The sequence below is a fragment of the Arthrobacter globiformis NBRC 12137 genome (assembly GCF_000238915.1).
Classification (GTDB): domain Bacteria; phylum Actinomycetota; class Actinomycetes; order Actinomycetales; family Micrococcaceae; genus Arthrobacter; species Arthrobacter globiformis.
The window spans coordinates 23,165-37,630 of sequence record NZ_BAEG01000047.1 but is presented as its reverse complement, the minus strand read 5'-3'; the positions used below and the strand labels follow the sequence as shown (position 1 = coordinate 37,630).

At 65.8% G+C, this 14,466-nt stretch carries 19 protein-coding genes and 1 tRNA gene; 11 read left to right on the top strand and 9 right to left on the bottom strand.

Going from position 1 to position 14,466, the window contains the following annotated elements; all coding sequences use genetic code 11:
- Positions 1 to 116 precede the first annotated feature (116 nt).
- Both ARGLB_RS08585 and ARGLB_RS08580 read left to right on the top strand, forming a co-directional pair.
- Positions 117 to 380, top strand: coding sequence for a GlsB/YeaQ/YmgE family stress response membrane protein (locus ARGLB_RS08585; RefSeq protein WP_003801204.1), 264 nt, complete (start codon positions 117 to 119; stop codon positions 378 to 380).
- Between the two features lie 178 nt (positions 381 to 558).
- Positions 559 to 753, top strand: coding sequence for a hypothetical protein (locus ARGLB_RS08580; RefSeq protein ID WP_003801202.1), 195 nt, complete (start codon positions 559 to 561; stop codon positions 751 to 753).
- A gap of 92 nt (positions 754 to 845) precedes the next feature.
- Here the strand turns inward: ARGLB_RS08580 and ARGLB_RS08575 are convergent, their stop codons facing one another.
- Positions 846 to 1,238 carry a nuclear transport factor 2 family protein gene (locus tag ARGLB_RS08575; protein ID WP_043418487.1) on the bottom strand — a complete coding sequence of 131 codons (393 nt, stop codon included), beginning with the start codon at positions 1,236 to 1,238 and terminating at the stop codon, positions 846 to 848.
- Between the two features lie 252 nt (positions 1,239 to 1,490).
- Between ARGLB_RS08575 and ARGLB_RS08570 the strand changes: the two genes are divergently transcribed.
- The 5 genes from ARGLB_RS08570 to ARGLB_RS08550 all read left to right on the top strand — a co-directional run bounded on the left by ARGLB_RS08570 (position 1,491) and on the right by ARGLB_RS08550 (position 4,694).
- A complete protein-coding gene (locus tag ARGLB_RS08570; RefSeq protein ID WP_003801198.1) occupies positions 1,491 to 1,979 on the top strand; it encodes a DUF805 domain-containing protein in 489 nt (162 codons plus the stop codon).
- Between the two features lie 186 nt (positions 1,980 to 2,165).
- Complete coding sequence (locus ARGLB_RS08565; protein WP_003801196.1) at positions 2,166 to 2,801, top strand: hypothetical protein; 636 nt, start codon at positions 2,166 to 2,168, stop codon at positions 2,799 to 2,801.
- Positions 2,801 to 3,040, top strand: a complete 240-nt coding sequence (locus ARGLB_RS08560) for a helix-turn-helix domain-containing protein (protein ID WP_003801193.1) — start codon at positions 2,801 to 2,803, stop codon at positions 3,038 to 3,040. Before ARGLB_RS08565 ends, ARGLB_RS08560 begins: the two co-directional genes overlap by 1 nt.
- A 130-nt stretch (positions 3,041 to 3,170) precedes the next feature.
- Positions 3,171 to 3,644 carry an SRPBCC family protein gene (locus tag ARGLB_RS08555; protein ID WP_003801192.1) on the top strand — a complete coding sequence of 158 codons (474 nt, stop codon included), beginning with the start codon at positions 3,171 to 3,173 and terminating at the stop codon, positions 3,642 to 3,644.
- A 246-nt stretch (positions 3,645 to 3,890) separates the two neighbouring features.
- Complete coding sequence (locus ARGLB_RS08550) at positions 3,891 to 4,694, top strand: hypothetical protein (protein ID WP_245531502.1); 804 nt, start codon at positions 3,891 to 3,893, stop codon at positions 4,692 to 4,694.
- A 12-nt stretch (positions 4,695 to 4,706) separates the two neighbouring features.
- Here the strand turns inward: ARGLB_RS08550 and ARGLB_RS22385 are convergent, their stop codons facing one another.
- The 3 genes from ARGLB_RS22385 to ARGLB_RS08540 form a co-directional block, all read right to left on the bottom strand.
- Positions 4,707 to 5,090: a hypothetical protein gene (locus ARGLB_RS22385; RefSeq protein WP_003801189.1), complete on the bottom strand. Its 384-nt coding sequence runs from the start codon at positions 5,088 to 5,090 to the stop codon at positions 4,707 to 4,709.
- Between the two features lie 72 nt (positions 5,091 to 5,162).
- Positions 5,163 to 5,327 carry a hypothetical protein gene (locus tag ARGLB_RS23575; RefSeq protein ID WP_003801187.1) on the bottom strand — a complete coding sequence of 55 codons (165 nt, stop codon included), beginning with the start codon at positions 5,325 to 5,327 and terminating at the stop codon, positions 5,163 to 5,165.
- A gap of 275 nt (positions 5,328 to 5,602) precedes the next feature.
- Positions 5,603 to 5,675 (bottom strand) — tRNA-Thr (locus ARGLB_RS08540).
- Between the two features lie 222 nt (positions 5,676 to 5,897).
- On the opposite strand from ARGLB_RS08540, the gene ARGLB_RS08535 reads away from it, so the two are divergent.
- Positions 5,898 to 6,665 carry an HAD family hydrolase gene (locus ARGLB_RS08535; RefSeq protein WP_003801185.1) on the top strand — a complete coding sequence of 256 codons (768 nt, stop codon included), beginning with the start codon at positions 5,898 to 5,900 and terminating at the stop codon, positions 6,663 to 6,665.
- A gap of 33 nt (positions 6,666 to 6,698) precedes the next feature.
- Here the strand turns inward: ARGLB_RS08535 and ARGLB_RS08530 are convergent, their stop codons facing one another.
- Genes ARGLB_RS08530 through tmk form a run of 3 tightly spaced genes read right to left on the bottom strand, consistent with a single transcriptional unit; the run spans position 6,699 to position 10,117 of the window.
- Positions 6,699 to 8,270, bottom strand: coding sequence for an alpha/beta hydrolase (locus ARGLB_RS08530; RefSeq protein WP_043418536.1), 1,572 nt, complete (start codon positions 8,268 to 8,270; stop codon positions 6,699 to 6,701).
- A 57-nt stretch (positions 8,271 to 8,327) separates the two neighbouring features.
- Positions 8,328 to 9,473, bottom strand: coding sequence for a DNA polymerase III subunit delta' (locus tag ARGLB_RS08525; RefSeq protein ID WP_003801181.1), 1,146 nt, complete (start codon positions 9,471 to 9,473; stop codon positions 8,328 to 8,330).
- The gene (gene tmk, locus ARGLB_RS08520) at positions 9,470 to 10,117 is read right to left on the bottom strand and encodes a dTMP kinase (protein ID WP_003801179.1); all 648 of its coding nucleotides are present in this window, start codon (positions 10,115 to 10,117) and stop codon (positions 9,470 to 9,472) included. Before tmk ends, ARGLB_RS08525 begins: the two co-directional genes overlap by 4 nt.
- A 115-nt stretch (positions 10,118 to 10,232) precedes the next feature.
- On the opposite strand from tmk, the gene ARGLB_RS08515 reads away from it, so the two are divergent.
- Both ARGLB_RS08515 and ARGLB_RS08510 read left to right on the top strand, forming a co-directional pair.
- Positions 10,233 to 11,417 (top strand): trans-sulfuration enzyme family protein, encoded by a 1,185-nt coding sequence (locus ARGLB_RS08515; protein ID WP_003801178.1) that lies wholly within the window; start codon positions 10,233 to 10,235, stop codon positions 11,415 to 11,417.
- A gap of 9 nt (positions 11,418 to 11,426) precedes the next feature.
- The gene (locus ARGLB_RS08510; protein WP_003801177.1) at positions 11,427 to 11,783 is read left to right on the top strand and encodes a DUF2516 family protein; all 357 of its coding nucleotides are present in this window, start codon (positions 11,427 to 11,429) and stop codon (positions 11,781 to 11,783) included.
- Positions 11,784 to 11,801: 18 nt separating this feature from the next.
- On the opposite strand, the gene ARGLB_RS08505 is transcribed toward ARGLB_RS08510, so the two are convergent.
- A complete protein-coding gene (locus tag ARGLB_RS08505; RefSeq protein ID WP_003801174.1) occupies positions 11,802 to 12,623 on the bottom strand; it encodes a class I SAM-dependent methyltransferase in 822 nt (273 codons plus the stop codon).
- Positions 12,624 to 12,739: 116 nt separating this feature from the next.
- Between ARGLB_RS08505 and ARGLB_RS08500 the strand changes: the two genes are divergently transcribed.
- Complete coding sequence (locus tag ARGLB_RS08500) at positions 12,740 to 13,486, top strand: phosphoglyceromutase (RefSeq protein WP_003801172.1); 747 nt, start codon at positions 12,740 to 12,742, stop codon at positions 13,484 to 13,486.
- Between the two features lie 126 nt (positions 13,487 to 13,612).
- Here ARGLB_RS08500 and phoU read toward each other — a convergent pair whose 3' ends face one another.
- Positions 13,613 to 14,275, bottom strand: a complete 663-nt coding sequence (gene phoU, locus ARGLB_RS08495) for a phosphate signaling complex protein PhoU (RefSeq protein ID WP_003801171.1) — start codon at positions 14,273 to 14,275, stop codon at positions 13,613 to 13,615.
- Positions 14,276 to 14,466: the final 191 nt, after the last annotated feature.

Genomic DNA, 14,466 nt, shown 5'->3' with positions numbered 1-14,466 from the left:
AGAATTTTCGGGGCACGGGCACCGGGTGCTTGCCAGCTACTAAGCCTGCTGATTAACTCATCTCTATAGCTGGTGCCACACCCGCGGTACCTGTCTGGTGGAAAGGAAAGTGCGTCATGGGAATTCTTGGATTTCTCCTGCTCGGTCTGATTGCGGGGGCCATTGCAAAAGCCATTCTTCCCGGGAGGCAGGGCGGCGGTTGGATTGTCACCCTCGTCTTGGGTGTCGTCGGGGCTATCCTCGGCGGCTGGATCGGTTCGCTGATCTTCGGTGGTGGCTTGGGTGATTTCTTCGACCTGAGGACCTGGCTGTTGTCCATCCTCGGCGCCGTTATTGTGTTGCTGATCTACGGCGCCGTAACACGCAGAAGCCGGGTCTGACCTGACTTCGTGACACAGGGATCCGCAGTGGGGGCCGGCCCAGACATGGGCCGGCCCCCACTGGTTCCCGCATTTTCGCGGCCAGGCGGGAACAGCGGGAGCGACGATCGATCGTGGGAACAGCATCGATCGCAAGAACACCCGGGGCAAAGAGCTCGCGGCCGGTGAGGAGGTGCTCATGACGTACGCTTCGGGGGACTGGACGATACGCCGTCAGGTCATGGACGTCATCGTCGATGTTCTTTCCGCGGTTGCCACGGGGCCCGACGTGCGCACTAGCCTGTTGCGCCACCTCGAGGAAAACCCGGGAAATCCGGAAAGGGCCCTGCTGGCCCACCTGTCGGACCGGAGCATCGCCGACGACGTCGCGTAGCGGCGCCCGGTTGATTCGCGCGGTTGAAAGCAGACGGAAAGCCGGCTGGCCGCCGTCGTCGTGCATGTACTCGCCAGAGGAAAACCAAATTCTCAGGACCAGAAATCGGCGGCCTTGGCGGTGTCCTCCGGGAATTCGTATACCTCGCTGACTTTGCCGTCTTTTAATGCGAAGACGATGACAGTGCGCTGGTCGATGGCAGCGCCGTTGCGTTGCGCGTGCACCCTCTGGAATCCAATGGTGTGCTTTTCCCCGCCAATCAGATCATCCAAATCGACTTTGATGGTGCCGTCGGATCGTGTGAACAGTTCGCCGAAGTATGCAAGGATGGCGTCCAGGCCCTGCTTGTCACCGGACAGCCCGCCGCTGCCTCCCAGATGCCAGACTGCGTCCTCCGCGAACAGGCCGCGAAGAGTGTCCATGTCACCTGCACCAAACGCTTCGTAACCCCGCCGTACCAAATCAACATCTTCCCGGGTTCCCATTTCGCACCTCACCGTCGTCGTTGTCGGGTCCCAGCGAGGAAAGGTTAAGCCTGCGCGAGGATCGTGTCGATGGTCAGTTCATTGCTGGCGTCCAGTCTCGGGCGTCAGTGGCCTCGGGGAATGTGAAATTCCCGCATTTATCCATTCACGAAGTGAAATTCGCAGTAAATTTTCTCCATCACGCGGGGGATCCGGGAGTTTGGCCCCTAGGATGAGCTGGTCTCATAACTCAGAACCCATGGGGGGAAATCCATGAGCTATCAGCAATATCCGCAGCAGCAGGCTTACCAGGCAGCAGCCGGCGAGCCGCCGCTTTGGGCACCGTATTACGGGGCGCCCTTTCCTGTGGCAGTCCGCCGGTTTTTCAAGAAGTACGCCACGTTCTCGGGTAGGGCCAGCCGGAGTGAGTACTGGTGGTGGGTGCTCGTCGCGGCCGTGGTCGGCATCATCATCAACATCATCACGGCCGTAGGGGGTTCGGCTGGAGCAACTGTGGCCGCCAACGGTACTGCGGTGCCCGGTCCGGGCGCCACGGTTGGCCTCGTCGTGGCCATCATCTGGGGACTGGCGACCATTGTTCCTTCCTTGGCATTGACTGTGCGGCGCCTTCACGATGTAAACGTGAGCGGCTGGCTTGTGCTGCTGGGGCTTGTGCCGTTCCTTGGGGCCATTGCACTGCTGGTCCTGACCATCCTGCCGTCAAAGCCCGAAGGGCAGCGGTTCGACGTGCCGGCGGCCTAAGGCCAGGGCATTTACCCTAAGGAGCCCGCCGACGACGGATCATCCGGCCGTCCCGGCGGGCTCCTTTTTGCCCTGGTAGGGCGCTGGTAAGGGCGGCAGTCTGGTGCACTGGCAATTGACGCCGGCTTGTGAAAGCCCTATGTTATCGATTGTCGTTATTAACGAGTTTCGATAACTGGGGGACGGATGAAAATTTTCAAGAGCGCCGCTGAGGCGTCGGGCCGGAAGCAGATTGTGTCCAGAACCGATGCGCTATTCCTGATGGTTGCCTCGGCGGCGGCGGCAGTCGCGACGACGGCCCTGACGGTGTCGGGCATCGTTGCCTCCTCTGCGGGGCAGGTTACGCTCACGCTTCCTGTGGCAACGCCGCGCCAGACGGCGTCCGGATTGTCGCTGGGGGCTACCGGGGAATACACGGCCCTGGATGCGACCATCCCGGTCCTTCCTTCCGGCCCGGCGGCGCTGCTGGGCTGGGCGGAGGCACTGAATCAGACAGGTATCCTGGCCGTTCTGGCGCTGATCTTCCTGCTGGCCTACCGGCTTCGTAGCGAGATTCTCTTCACCCCTGGCTCTGCGTGGCTTGTTGGTGCCGGGGGAACCGTCCTCGCTGTGACCGGGACCGTGGGGCAGATACTCGATTCTCTTGCGCGGAGCTGGCTGGCAGACCTGATCGGAGCGGACGGGCACGCGCCGGGGGAGTCCTACATCTTCTCCCTGGACTTCAACGTCGGTCCGCTGGTGCTGGGCATCGCCTTAATTCTCGTGGCCGGGGTCTTTCAGCTGGGGCGGCGGCTGCAGAAGGACACCGAGGGCCTGGTCTGATGCCGGCGGACGAAACAACAGGAATCCATTGCCGGCTCGACGAGCTGCTGGCAGACCGCGGGATGACCCTGACCGAACTGAGCAAGCGCGTCGGTGTCAGCCTGGTGAACCTGTCGGTGCTGAAAAACGACAGGGCCAAAGCGATCAGGTTCTCCACCCTGACAGCCATCTGTGACGCCTTGGACTGCCAGGTCGGGGACCTTCTGGTCACCTCGGGCGGCACCGCTGGCCTTCCCTGATCCCTGTTACCCGCGGGGTCTGGACACCGGAAGCCACCGGACCTACCGTTCAGATGGTGGTTGCTGTGGGAGACGACGGCGACTGCCGAGGGCCCGTAATCGGGCCACCCGTAATGACAGGAGGAAGCAGATGGAAACTGTTGAAGAGACCGTTGATGTCGCAGTTCCGGTCCATACGGCCTATAACCAGTGGACACAGTTCGAATCATTTCCGCAGTTCATGTCCGGCGTGGAATCCGTAACCCAGCTGAGCCACACCACGAATCACTGGGTGACGAAGGTCGGCGGCGTGAAGCGGGAATTTGATACGGAGATCGTTGACCAGGAGCCGGATGACCGGATCGCCTGGCGCAGCACTGACGGCAAGTCCCATGCCGGCATCATCAGGTTCACGCCGCTGGACGCCACCCACACCAAGGTGAAGGTCCACTTCGAGTGGGCGCCGGAAACCGTTACCGAGAAGGCGGGCGCGGCCCTGCAAATCGACAAGATGCAGGTGAAGTCAGACATGCGGAAGTTCAAGGACTTCATCGAATCACGCGGCACCGAAACCGGTGGCTGGCGCGGCGAAGTCGAGGACACTGGCCCCACCGGGCAGTTCTAGACAGGCTCCGCCATGGACCTGTTGCATGAACAGGTCCATGGCTCGTGCCGTTACGCACATGGTTCCCCAGCGCAGGGATCCCCTGAGGTGGGGATCCTTGTGCACGCACTGGGGACTCGTGCGCGCACGCGCCGGTGGCCCGCCACCGTAGCTGTGACAGCCTTGGCGGCGGCATTTCCTGTGCTGTCTGGCTGCACCGCGCCGGAGCCACAGGAATCTGCTGGGCCACTGCCGATAACGGTGGAGGTGAACCAGTCGCGCGACCAGTACGGAAAACAGTCCATCCAGCTCCTGCTCACCAACGTGTCCGGCAGGCCCCTGACGGTGGCTGCCGCGCAGCTCGCGTCGCCCCTGTTCCGCGGGCAGATCCTGTGGGAGCCAACCGGCGGCGGCCTCGAACTGCCTCCCGGCCAGCCCAAGAGTCTTCCAGCCAGGCTTCCGGCCCCGGTTTGCGGACCGGAGCAATCAGCCACGGAGGAATCAACCACGGAGCCAACAACCACCCAGCAGCCTGTCGTCACCGTGAGATATTCGCAGGCCGGCCAGGCCGGCGTGCGGGAGGTGGCGCCCGTCGCCGTCGACCCTTTCGGGGTCCTGGAGCGGAACAACATGGAGCTGTGCCTTGCGGCAGGGGCGGCCGCGGTGGCGGACATCGTCCTGGACCGCAGACTTGAGGTTGCGCCGGACTCCCGCACCGGCGTCGTCCGCCTGCTCATCACCCCGAAGGAAGCGGGCGGCGCAGGCCCGGGCGGAGGATCGATGACCATCGCGAGCATCGCGGGGACCACCCTGGTTGCCGAATCGGCGGAAAGCCCTTGGCCGCGGAACATCCGCATCGTGCAGGGCGCCCCACGCATTGAACTGCGTCTGCGCATCCGCCCTGCCCGGTGCGATCCGCATGCCGTCGCCGAGGACAAGGTGGGTACCCTGCTGCCCCTGAATGTGAGTGTGGGAGGACGTGAGGGACAGTTGATGATCGCGGCAGGAACGGCACTGCGTGGACAGATTTACGACTTTGTGACCTCAGCCTGTGCCCAGCCGCTGAACTAAGCGCTGAAGGAACTATTGGTCCGGGCGATGGCGGCTCGCGAGAGCTTCCTGCAGTTCCGGCAGGTGGAGGTCGATGTCCCGGGCCACGCCGGCAGCGGCGGCCAGGTCAGCGACCACCAGGGCCTTCTCCAGTTGGGTACACAGGTGGCTCATCTGCAGGGCGCCAGCCATTGACGATGACGTGCGCAGGCTGAGGGCAGCGTCCAGGGCCATCTCCCGGTGCCCGACGCCGACACTCCGGATGATGCGGTCAACGCGCTGTGGAAGGAGGGCTGTGTAGTTGTCCGCAAAGGCCTCAGCCGCCGCCGTCGAACAACCTTCCGCCAAGTTTCGGAGGTGCTGCCCGTCCAGGGCCGGTGGGGGCGCCTCAGCCTGAGGCCGGTGTTTTTGCGCCATCCGCTGCTCCCTTACGGATGGGCCCCCTCCGCCGCGGTTCTGGGGCCAGACGACGGAGGGGACGTGTGTGGGTTATGTGTTGGCACGGGAGGGGTGGGTGCCGGTGAAGAGCACGAAGGCGTAGGCCCTGCCCGTGGCGGAGTTCAGGTTGCGGCCCATAGTGGCGAACGTCCGTTTCTTGAAGGCGCCCGGCGTGCGGACTCTGGAGGACCGGTCATCCGTGCCGGTACCGAACACTCTGCCTTCCGTGCCTCAAGGAACTATCGAGTGCCGATCAATACTTGCTCAAGAAAATTCTGTTCCGCTGCCGCCTGTGCAAGACCGGCTGGAGGCGCGGGCGCTGATGAGGGGTACGCCAGGATCCGTTCCCGAGGACGGCACTCCGGGACACCGTGGAGGTCGGCGCCGAAGGGCGCCTAAAGATGTGCCCCGGGCCTATCGGCGCCTACGGGCGAAACCAGCAAAAAACCCCGTACCGCCGCCGAACGAGCGACAATACGGGGTTCTTCCCGAGCTTCCTATCAGAATCGAACTGATGACCTTTTCATTACGAGTGAAACGCTCTACCGACTGAGCTAAGGAAGCACCGCACCAATCAGCCGGAAAACCGGCCGGTTCATGCAAGAGACAACTGTAATAGAGTCCCCGCGTCCGGGTCAAAATGAGCGTCCCGCAGGCTGAGATTGACGTTGGCAGGACGTTCATTCCGCCGTCGGATCCGGTTCAGGCCCACAACAGCAACGGCCGCCATGCTGGACCCGAAAGTGGCGCAGCATGCCTGCGCGCCAGCGGCAAAGGAGCTCGACCATGACACCAGACAGTGCAATCTCAACCCGTCGCGAGCTGCGCACTGCCCCCGCGGCGGGCGCGGACGCGGCAGACCATGACCAGCCCGTCCTGCTGGCGGTGCTGGCCATGGTGGGAACAACCGTGTACGACGGCGGCCTCATGGACCGCGCGATGTCCCGCACGCTGGCGGATCAGGGAGTTCAGGCCGGCTCGGCGCGCTTCGAACGCATGCTGCGCTACGCGAGGGAGCGTTCCGGCATCTCGCGGATGACGGTTTTCGCCGAACTGTTCGACGACCCCCAGGCAGCGGCCAGCGCCAACAAGAAGTTTGAGCTGAACTGCGACGAACTCATCGCCGACGGCGGAGTGCGGGCCGTCCCCGGGGCGGAGGACACCATCGGCTGGCTGCGGGACGCCGGCATCAAGGTCTGCCTGGCCACCGGTTTCGGGCGCCACACGCAGAACATGGTGCTCGAATCCCTGGGCTGGATGGGCCTGGCGGACCTTAGCCTGTGCCCCGCGGACGCCGGCCGGGGCAGGCCGTTCCCGGACATGGTGCTGACCGCGGTCCTGGCCCTCGACATCGACGACGTCCGGAAAGTTGCCGTAGTGGGGGACTCCGCCGCGGACATCCATTCGGGGCTGCGCGCCGGGGCCTCGGTGGCTGCCGGGGTGCTGACCGGGTCGAACTCGGAGGCGGCGCTTCGCAGCGCAGGTGCCACCGACGTCTTGCCTTCCATCAAGGACTTTCCCGCCCTCCTGGAGCGGCGAGCCTACCGGCTCTGAAGACCTCGACGGCGGCCGCCACAGCCGCAGGGATCAGCAGACGGTGTTGTCCGCCGGCTCCTTGCCGTCAACCAGGTACTTGTCCACGGCATCGCTGATGCAGGTGTTGGACCGGCCGTAGGCGGTATGGCCCTCGCCCTTGAAGGTCAGCAGGGACGCGTTGCCCAGCTGCTTGCGCAGTTCGCTGGCCCCTTCCATCGGCGTTGCCGGGTCACCGGTGGTGCCGACGACGACGATCGGGGCGGAGCCGCTGTACTTCACCGGGGCCGGGGTGCGGATGTTCTTGTATGGCCAGTCGGCGCAGTTCGCACCGCCGTAGGCGAAGAAGTAGCCCAGGGTGGGGGAAGCCTCGAGGAGGCGCTGCTCTTCGGCGCGCATGGCCACCGGATCGCTGCTCATGGGGTAGTCCAGGCAGTTGATGGCACTAAAGGCCAAAGCCGTGTTGGAGGTGTACTTGCCGTTGGGGGAGCGGTCTGCGCCCAGGTCCGCCAGGCGGAGCATGGGGCTGACATCGCCCTTCATAGCGGCGTCCAATGCCTGGGTCAGGGCCGGCCAGCTTTCGTTGCCGTACATCGGCACAATGAGGCCGCTGACGAAGAGGTTGCCGCCCACCAGGCGGCCGTCCTTGGCGGTGCGGGGGGTCTGGACCACGGAAGTGATGAGGTCGCGGATCTGCTGCAGGCCGTCGTCGACCGTGCCGCTCAGGGGACAGCCTTCCTCGCCGAGGCAGTGTTCAACGTAGGCGTGCAGCGCCTTTTCGAACGCCCGGGCCTGGCCCAACGTCAGGTCCTCGGCGCTGAGCGAGGGGTCCATGGCGCCGTCGAGGACCATGCGCCCCACATTGTCAGGGAACAGGGAAGCGTACGTGGAGCCGAGGAAAGTCCCGTACGAAAAGCCCATGTAGTTCAGCTTGGAATCGTTGAGCACGGCGCGCAGGACGTCCAGATCCTTGGCCGCGCTGACGGTATCGATGTGCCCGAGCACGGGCCCGGTCTGTTCCGCGCACTTGGCCGCGGTGGCCTTGTTGTCGGCGAGAAGCGTGGCCAGCCCGGCATCGGTTTCCGGCGTGTAGATCTTCGCCCGGGCCTCGTCCCGTTCCTTGTCGGTGAGGCAGGTGACGGGCGCGGAACGCTTGACGCCGCGCGGATCGAAGCCCACGAGGTCGTAGTTGGCGCGCACAGTCTCGGAGAAGTGGCTGTTGCCGGCGTCCCTGACGAAGTCGTAGCCGGACGCGCCCGGACCGCCGGGGTTGACCAGCAGGCTGCCCTTTTTGTCCCCGGTGCTGGCGATTTTCACCGCAGCCAGTTCAATGGTGTCGCCGTCAGGCTTCGCATAATCGAGGGGCACCTTGACCTTGGCACACTGCAGCTTGTCCTCGCAGGGCTCCCAAATGATCCTCTGCGAGTAATAGGCCTTCAGCCCCTCGGGGGCGGCCGCTGCTATGGAAGGGTCGGCCTGTCCCGTGGAGCCGTTCTGCGGGGACCCGTCCTTGGACGGGCCCAGAGCACTGCACGATGCCAGCAGTACGGCCAGCGCCATGGCGCCGGCCGCCCGCATCCCGGCCGCGAGGGTCCGGGGTCGCGAGGACAGGGGCGGTGCAGACATCATGCGGTTTCTCCTTGTGGGCGGTGCCAGTTTGGTCAGGCAAATGGGGGTGCGTGGCTACTGGATCAGGCTTGCGGCCATTGACTCTACGGCCAACAGCGGCGCGACGTTGGTGGTGGTGATTCGCTTGCGGGCGTTGTTAATGGCGTCCATCCGGGCGAGGGTCACGTCCGGCCCGGACCTTTGGGCAAACTCTTCCAGCTCGCTCCTCAGCTCAACGTTCACCAGTTCCACGGCGTTCCCCAGCTGGATGATCAGGACATCCCGGTAGAACGACAGGAGGTCGGTCAGTGTCCGGTCGAGGGAATCGGTGATGGAGCGCTTGGCGCGCCGCTTTTGGTCGTCCTCCAACTGCTTCACCTGGCTGCGCATGGCGGGCGGCAGGGTGCCGGTCTCGGGGGCGCCGAGGGTGGCCAGCAATGCGGCCTTTTCGGCAGCGTCCCGTTCCTCGTTGGAGCTCGTGGCTTCTTCGGTGGCGATCTTGACGAGTTTGTCAGCCATCATCACGGCGGCCGTGATGCCCCGCAGCCCCAGCGGGAACCGGACGGTCTCCAACCGCCGCTCCCGGGCCTCGGCATCGCGGGCCAGCCGCCGGGCGATGCCCACGTGGCTCTGCGCTGCCCGGGCGGCACGCTCGGCAAGGGCCGGATCCACGCCGTCGCGGTTCACCAGCAGGGCCGCGACGTCGGCGGCCGGCGGGAGCCGCAGCGCAACCGCACGGCACCTCGACCGGATAGTCACCAGGACGTCCGCGGGGGACGGAGCACACAGCATCCAGATGGTGCGTGGCGTGGGCTCCTCGATGGCCTTGAGCAGCACATTGGTGGTGCGCTCTGCCATGCGGTCGGCGTCCTCCACCACGATGATCCGCCAGCGCGCCGACGACGGCCGGTTGCCGGCCGTGGCCACGAGTTCGCGTGCCTCTTCAATGGTGATGGTCACCTTTTCGGTGCGGACAAAGGAGACATCGGCGTGGGTTTCACCCAGGATGGTCAGGCACGCCGGGCAGGTGCCGCAGCCGCGCACGGTGACGTCGTCCTGGTCGCAGTTCAGTGCGGCGGCGAAAGCTTTCGCGGCATTTGAACGTCCCGACCCCGGAGGCCCGGTGAACAGCCAGGCGTGAGTGAGCCCCTCACCCATGGATGCCTGCCGCAGCTGGGCGACGACGGCTGGCTGCCCCTGCAGGTCATCCCAGACCGTCATGGCCGCCTGCCGGTTGCTGAAAGGAGCTGCTCGACGCGCGCCAGGATCAGTCCGGCGATCTCCTCGACGGGCTGTCCTGCCTCGAGGACCAGGTAACTCTCCGGCCTCGCCGCGGCGAGGTCCAAAAACGCCTGCCGGATCCGGGCATGAAACTCGTCTGCTTCCGACTCCAGCCGGTCCTCGGCAGCATCCCCGGCGGTGCGGCGGCTGCGGCCCTCGGCCGGGTGGACATCCAGGAGCACCGTCAGGTCCGGCTGCAGCCCGGAGGTGGCCCATTCGTTAACGCCCCGGACGGCGTCCGTGCCGAGGCCGCGGCCTGCACCCTGGTACGCCACCGAGGAGTCGATGTAGCGGTCCGTCAGCACCACCTCGCCGCGGGCCAGGGCGGGCCTGATGACCTGGCTGGCATGCGCGGCCCGGGAGGCGGCGAAGATCAGGGCCTCGGTGTGGGCGTCAATGTGGCCATGGCCGTGATCCAGCACCAGGGAACGGAGCTTCTCGCCGATGGGCGTTCCTCCGGGTTCCCGGGTGCGCAGCACGGTGAGGCCGCGCGATTCCAGCGAGCCGGCCAGCCGGGCCGCCTGCGTCGACTTGCCGGCACCGTCACCGCCCTCGAAGGCGATGAAAAGTCCGGGACTCTGCATATTCACTTATCCAGCCTACCGATTTCCACCGACGAAAACGCCCGGCGCCCGCTTCCGCAGCTCGCTGGAAGGGGGCGCTTTCCGTGCGGGCAGGCACCCAACGTACGCTTTGACCATGAGTCTTTCCGATCAGCATGCCGCATCCCTGTCCGCCGAAACGGTGGTTGTGGCCGCCGGCCGTCCGCCCCGTGAACACGACGCGCCGGTCAACCCGCCCATCGTCCTCTCCTCCACGTATTTCGGCACTGGCGCGCTCGACGACGGCGACCGGGGCTACGGCCGCTACTCCAATCCCACGTGGGACCCGTTCGAAGAGGCCCTCGGCCAGCTCGAGGGTGCCGCGCTGCCGGGCCTGCTGTACTCCTCCGGCCTGGCGGCAGTCAGCTCCGCGCTCTCCCTCATCCCCAACGGGGGCGTCCTGGTGATGCCATCCCACAGCTATTCGGGATCGCTGGTCATGGCTGCCGAGCTGGCGGAAAAGGGCCTCCTGGAGCTCCGCACCGTGGATATCGCGGACACGGAAGCGGTCCGGGCACAGATCGCGCCGCGGAACGGCAAAGCGGCGGACATGCTGTGGCTGGAAAGCCCCACCAACCCGATGCTCGGCATCGCGGACATCCGGGCCCTGACACAGGCCGCCCATGACGCCGGCGCCGTCGTCGTCACGGACAACACCTTCTCCACCCCCTTGGTGCAGCAGCCGCTCAGTCTGGGATCCGACGTCGTCCTTCACTCGGTGACCAAGTACCTGGCCGGCCACTCGGACGTGGTACTGGGCGCCCTGGTGACCTCTGATGCGAAACTGCGCGAAACCCTCCTCCACCACCGCATCATCCATGGCGGAATCGCCGGCCCCTTCGAAGCGTGGCTGGCGCTGCGCGGACTGCGGACCCTGGCCCTGCGGATTGAGCGTTCGCAGGCCTCGGCCGCGGTGCTCGCCGAGCGGCTCAGCGCGCACCCGGCACTGGAGAGCGTGCGGTACCCGGGGCTCGTGTCGGACCCGGGCCACGATCTGGCCAAGTCTCAGATGACTGGATTCGGTTCCATTCTTTGCGTCCAAGTGGCCGCTGCCGGCGGGCTCAGCGCTCCCGAAACCGCGGACAAACTGGTCCGTGCCCTGAACCTGTGGCTGCCGGCCACGTCCCTTGGCGGGGTTGAGTCGCTCATCGAGCGGCGGCGCCGGCACGCCGCGGAACCGGTCAGCGTTCCGGAGAACCTGGTCCGGCTCAGCGTGGGCATCGAACACGTCGAGGACCTTTGGGCCGATTTGAAGCAGGCGCTGGACGCGCTGGACCGATAGGCTGGGCTGGTGGACGGACGACTACTGATTTTCTACGTTGAGAGCACGGTCTACTACATCCTGGGGCTGATAGCACTGGCACTCGAGGTGTGGGCCTTCTTTGACTGCGTCCGCCACCGGGCCAACGCCTTCGAGGCTGTGGGCAAGCGCACCAAGACGTTCTGGCTGGCATTGACCGGCGGCAGCCTGGCCGTCGGAGCGCTGTCCGTGCTCGGCGGCGGAGCGGGCGGCCTGCTCGGCCCGCTTGGCCTGTTCGGCCTCGGCGCCGTGGTGGCAGCCTCCGTCTACTTGGCCGACGTCCGGCCGGCCGTGAAGGACGCCGGACGCGGCGGCAGCCGGAACATGGGCCCGTACGGACCCTGGTGACCGGCGTGGCTCCTGGCGTTACCCAGGCGCCACAGCTTCCCAGCCGACCGTAAGTTCCCCCAGCCGCCAACGCGACGGACCATCCTGCACCGGCCACCCGCCGTCGAGCAGTGCCCGGCACATGGCCGTCCACCGTTGCCGGTTACCGAAGGGCGCCAGCGGCGCCGACTCGAGCCAGGCCCGGTCCATCGCCTGCAGCAGCGTGTGGATACGTTCGCCGGGGACATTGCGGTGGATGAGGGCCTTCGGCAGGCGTTCCGCGATCTCGGACGGCAGGACAAAACTCCCGAACCGCACCGACATGGTGAGGCTGAGCGGACGCTTGGCATCAAGGGCAATCCACGCGGAGCGCCGGCCAATCTCGTCGCACGTCCCGTCGATGAACAGGCCATCCGGAGCCAGCCTGCCCTGCACCAGTTCCCAGATGCCGCGGACGTCCGCTTCCTCATACTGCCGCAGCACGTTGAACGCGCGCACAAACACCGGGTTCCCGGGCACCGGAAGTTCGAATCCTCCGTTGTGGAAACTCAGGCCCGGGCGCTCCAGTGACTTCGCCGCACGCACCCGCTCCGGTTCGATTTCGATCCCGCAGACGCGCACATCCGGCCGTACCGCCCGGAGCCGTTCAAAGAGCTCGACGGCGGTGGCCGGCGAAGCGCCGTAGCCCAGGTCCACCACAAGCGGGTCAGCGGACCTCCGGAGCCGCCAGGCCTGCGGCCCCGCCAGCCAGCGGTCCAGCCGGCGCATACGGTTCGGGTTGGTGGTGCCGCGGGTCACGTTCCCCACCGGCTTGCCCCGGCTGCTCCGGTTGGTCACCACCCGTTCTGCTTTCTGCACCACGGCCCCAGCCTATCTGGCGGGCCCTTCCCGGGGATGCGTCCGGGGGATGCGGGCGGCCCCTGCCGCGTGATGTAACTCTCGGCACCCGCGGGCTGCGCTCGGCTAGGATGAAAATCATGACTTACAAGCTGATTCTGCTGCGCCACGGCCACAGCGAATGGAACGCCAAGAACCTGTTCACCGGCTGGGTGGACGTTGACCTGAACGACCAGGGCCGCGAGGAAGCAGCACGCGGCGGGGAGCTGCTGGTTGAGAACAACATTCTCCCGGACATCCTTTACACCTCGCTCCTGAAGCGGGCCATCAACACGGCCAACATCTCCCTGGACAAGGCCGACCGCGGCTGGATCCCCGTCAAGCGCGACTGGCGACTCAACGAGCGCCACTACGGCGCACTGCAGGGCAAGGACAAGGCCCAGACCCTTGCGGAATTCGGTGAGGACCAGTTCATGCTGTGGCGCCGTTCCTACGACACCCCGCCGCCGCCCCTGGACGACAGCAGCGAGTTCTCCCAGTCCCGCGATCCGCGCTACGCGGACCTCGGCGATGAACTGCCCCGCACCGAGTGCCTCAAGGACGTCCTCATCCGCCTGCTCCCGTACTGGGAATCGGACATCAAGGAAGACCTGAAGGCCGGCAAGACCGTCCTGGTCACCGCCCACGGCAACTCCCTGCGCGCACTGGTCAAGCACCTGGACGGCATCAGCGACGACGCCATCGCCAGCCTGAACATCCCCACGGGCATCCCGCTGGTTTACGACCTGGACGAGAACTTCCAGCCCATCACGCCGGGCGGAACGTACCTCGACCCCGAGGCAGCGGAGCAGGCCATCCTGGCCGTGGCCAACCAGGGCAAGAAGTAGCCCCCTGCCCTTCGCTGGTTGAGCCTGTCGCAGCCACAAACGGACGACGCCGGCCGGTCACCTTGGTGACCGGCCGGCGTCGTCCGTTTAGTTCGGTGGAGGTGCTGCCCAGCCGTGCTCGACAGGTCAGCCGTGCTCGATGCTGTTCGGGTGCCACGCGCCCGTCACGAGGTAGGTGACCTTCTGCGCCACGGACACGCCGTGATCCGCGAACCGCTCGAAGTAGCGGCTGGCCAGGGCCACGTCCACGGTGGTGGCCGGGGATTCCTGCCAGTCCGGGCGTGCGATCGCCTTGAACACGCTGAGGTGAAGGTCGTTCACCGTGGAGTTGGCCTTGAGAATGTCGCGGGCAACCTCGAGGTCGCGGGTCTCCAGCAGCTGCGTGAGCTTGTTGGCGATCTCGATGTCCTGCTCGGCGAAACTCTTGAACGTTCCGGTCAGCGCCTCCGGGATCACGGTGGAGGGAAACCGCAGCCGGGCGAGCTGGGCGATGTGGCGGGCAAGGTCACCCATGCGCTCCAGGGAAGCGCTCATCCGCAGCGACCCGACGATCATGCGCAGGTCGCTGGCCACGGGGCCCTGCAGCGCGAGGATGTCGATCGCGCGCTCGTCGAGGCTGTTCTGCAGGAAGTCGATCCTGGCGTCCGCGGCGATGACATCCTGTGCCAGATCGACGTCGGCACTCTCGAACGACGTCGTTGCCTTGCCGATCGCTTCGCTGACCAGCTTTGAAATCTCGATGAGGTCCTCGCCCACATGGGCCAGCTCCTCCTGAAAAACCTTGCGCACGTAGGCGTCCTTTCCTTGGAAATTCCGCCCCGCCGCGGCGGTCAGAATTTCGTGTCACCGTTCCGGCAGTCCAACCGCACACTCTTCCAGCGTTCGGTGAACTGTTACACACCTCAAGATGAACGTTAGCTGAATCCGTACTGTGTGGGCTGTTTAGCGGATATCGGGGCATCCCGGAAGCATAAGCTGGA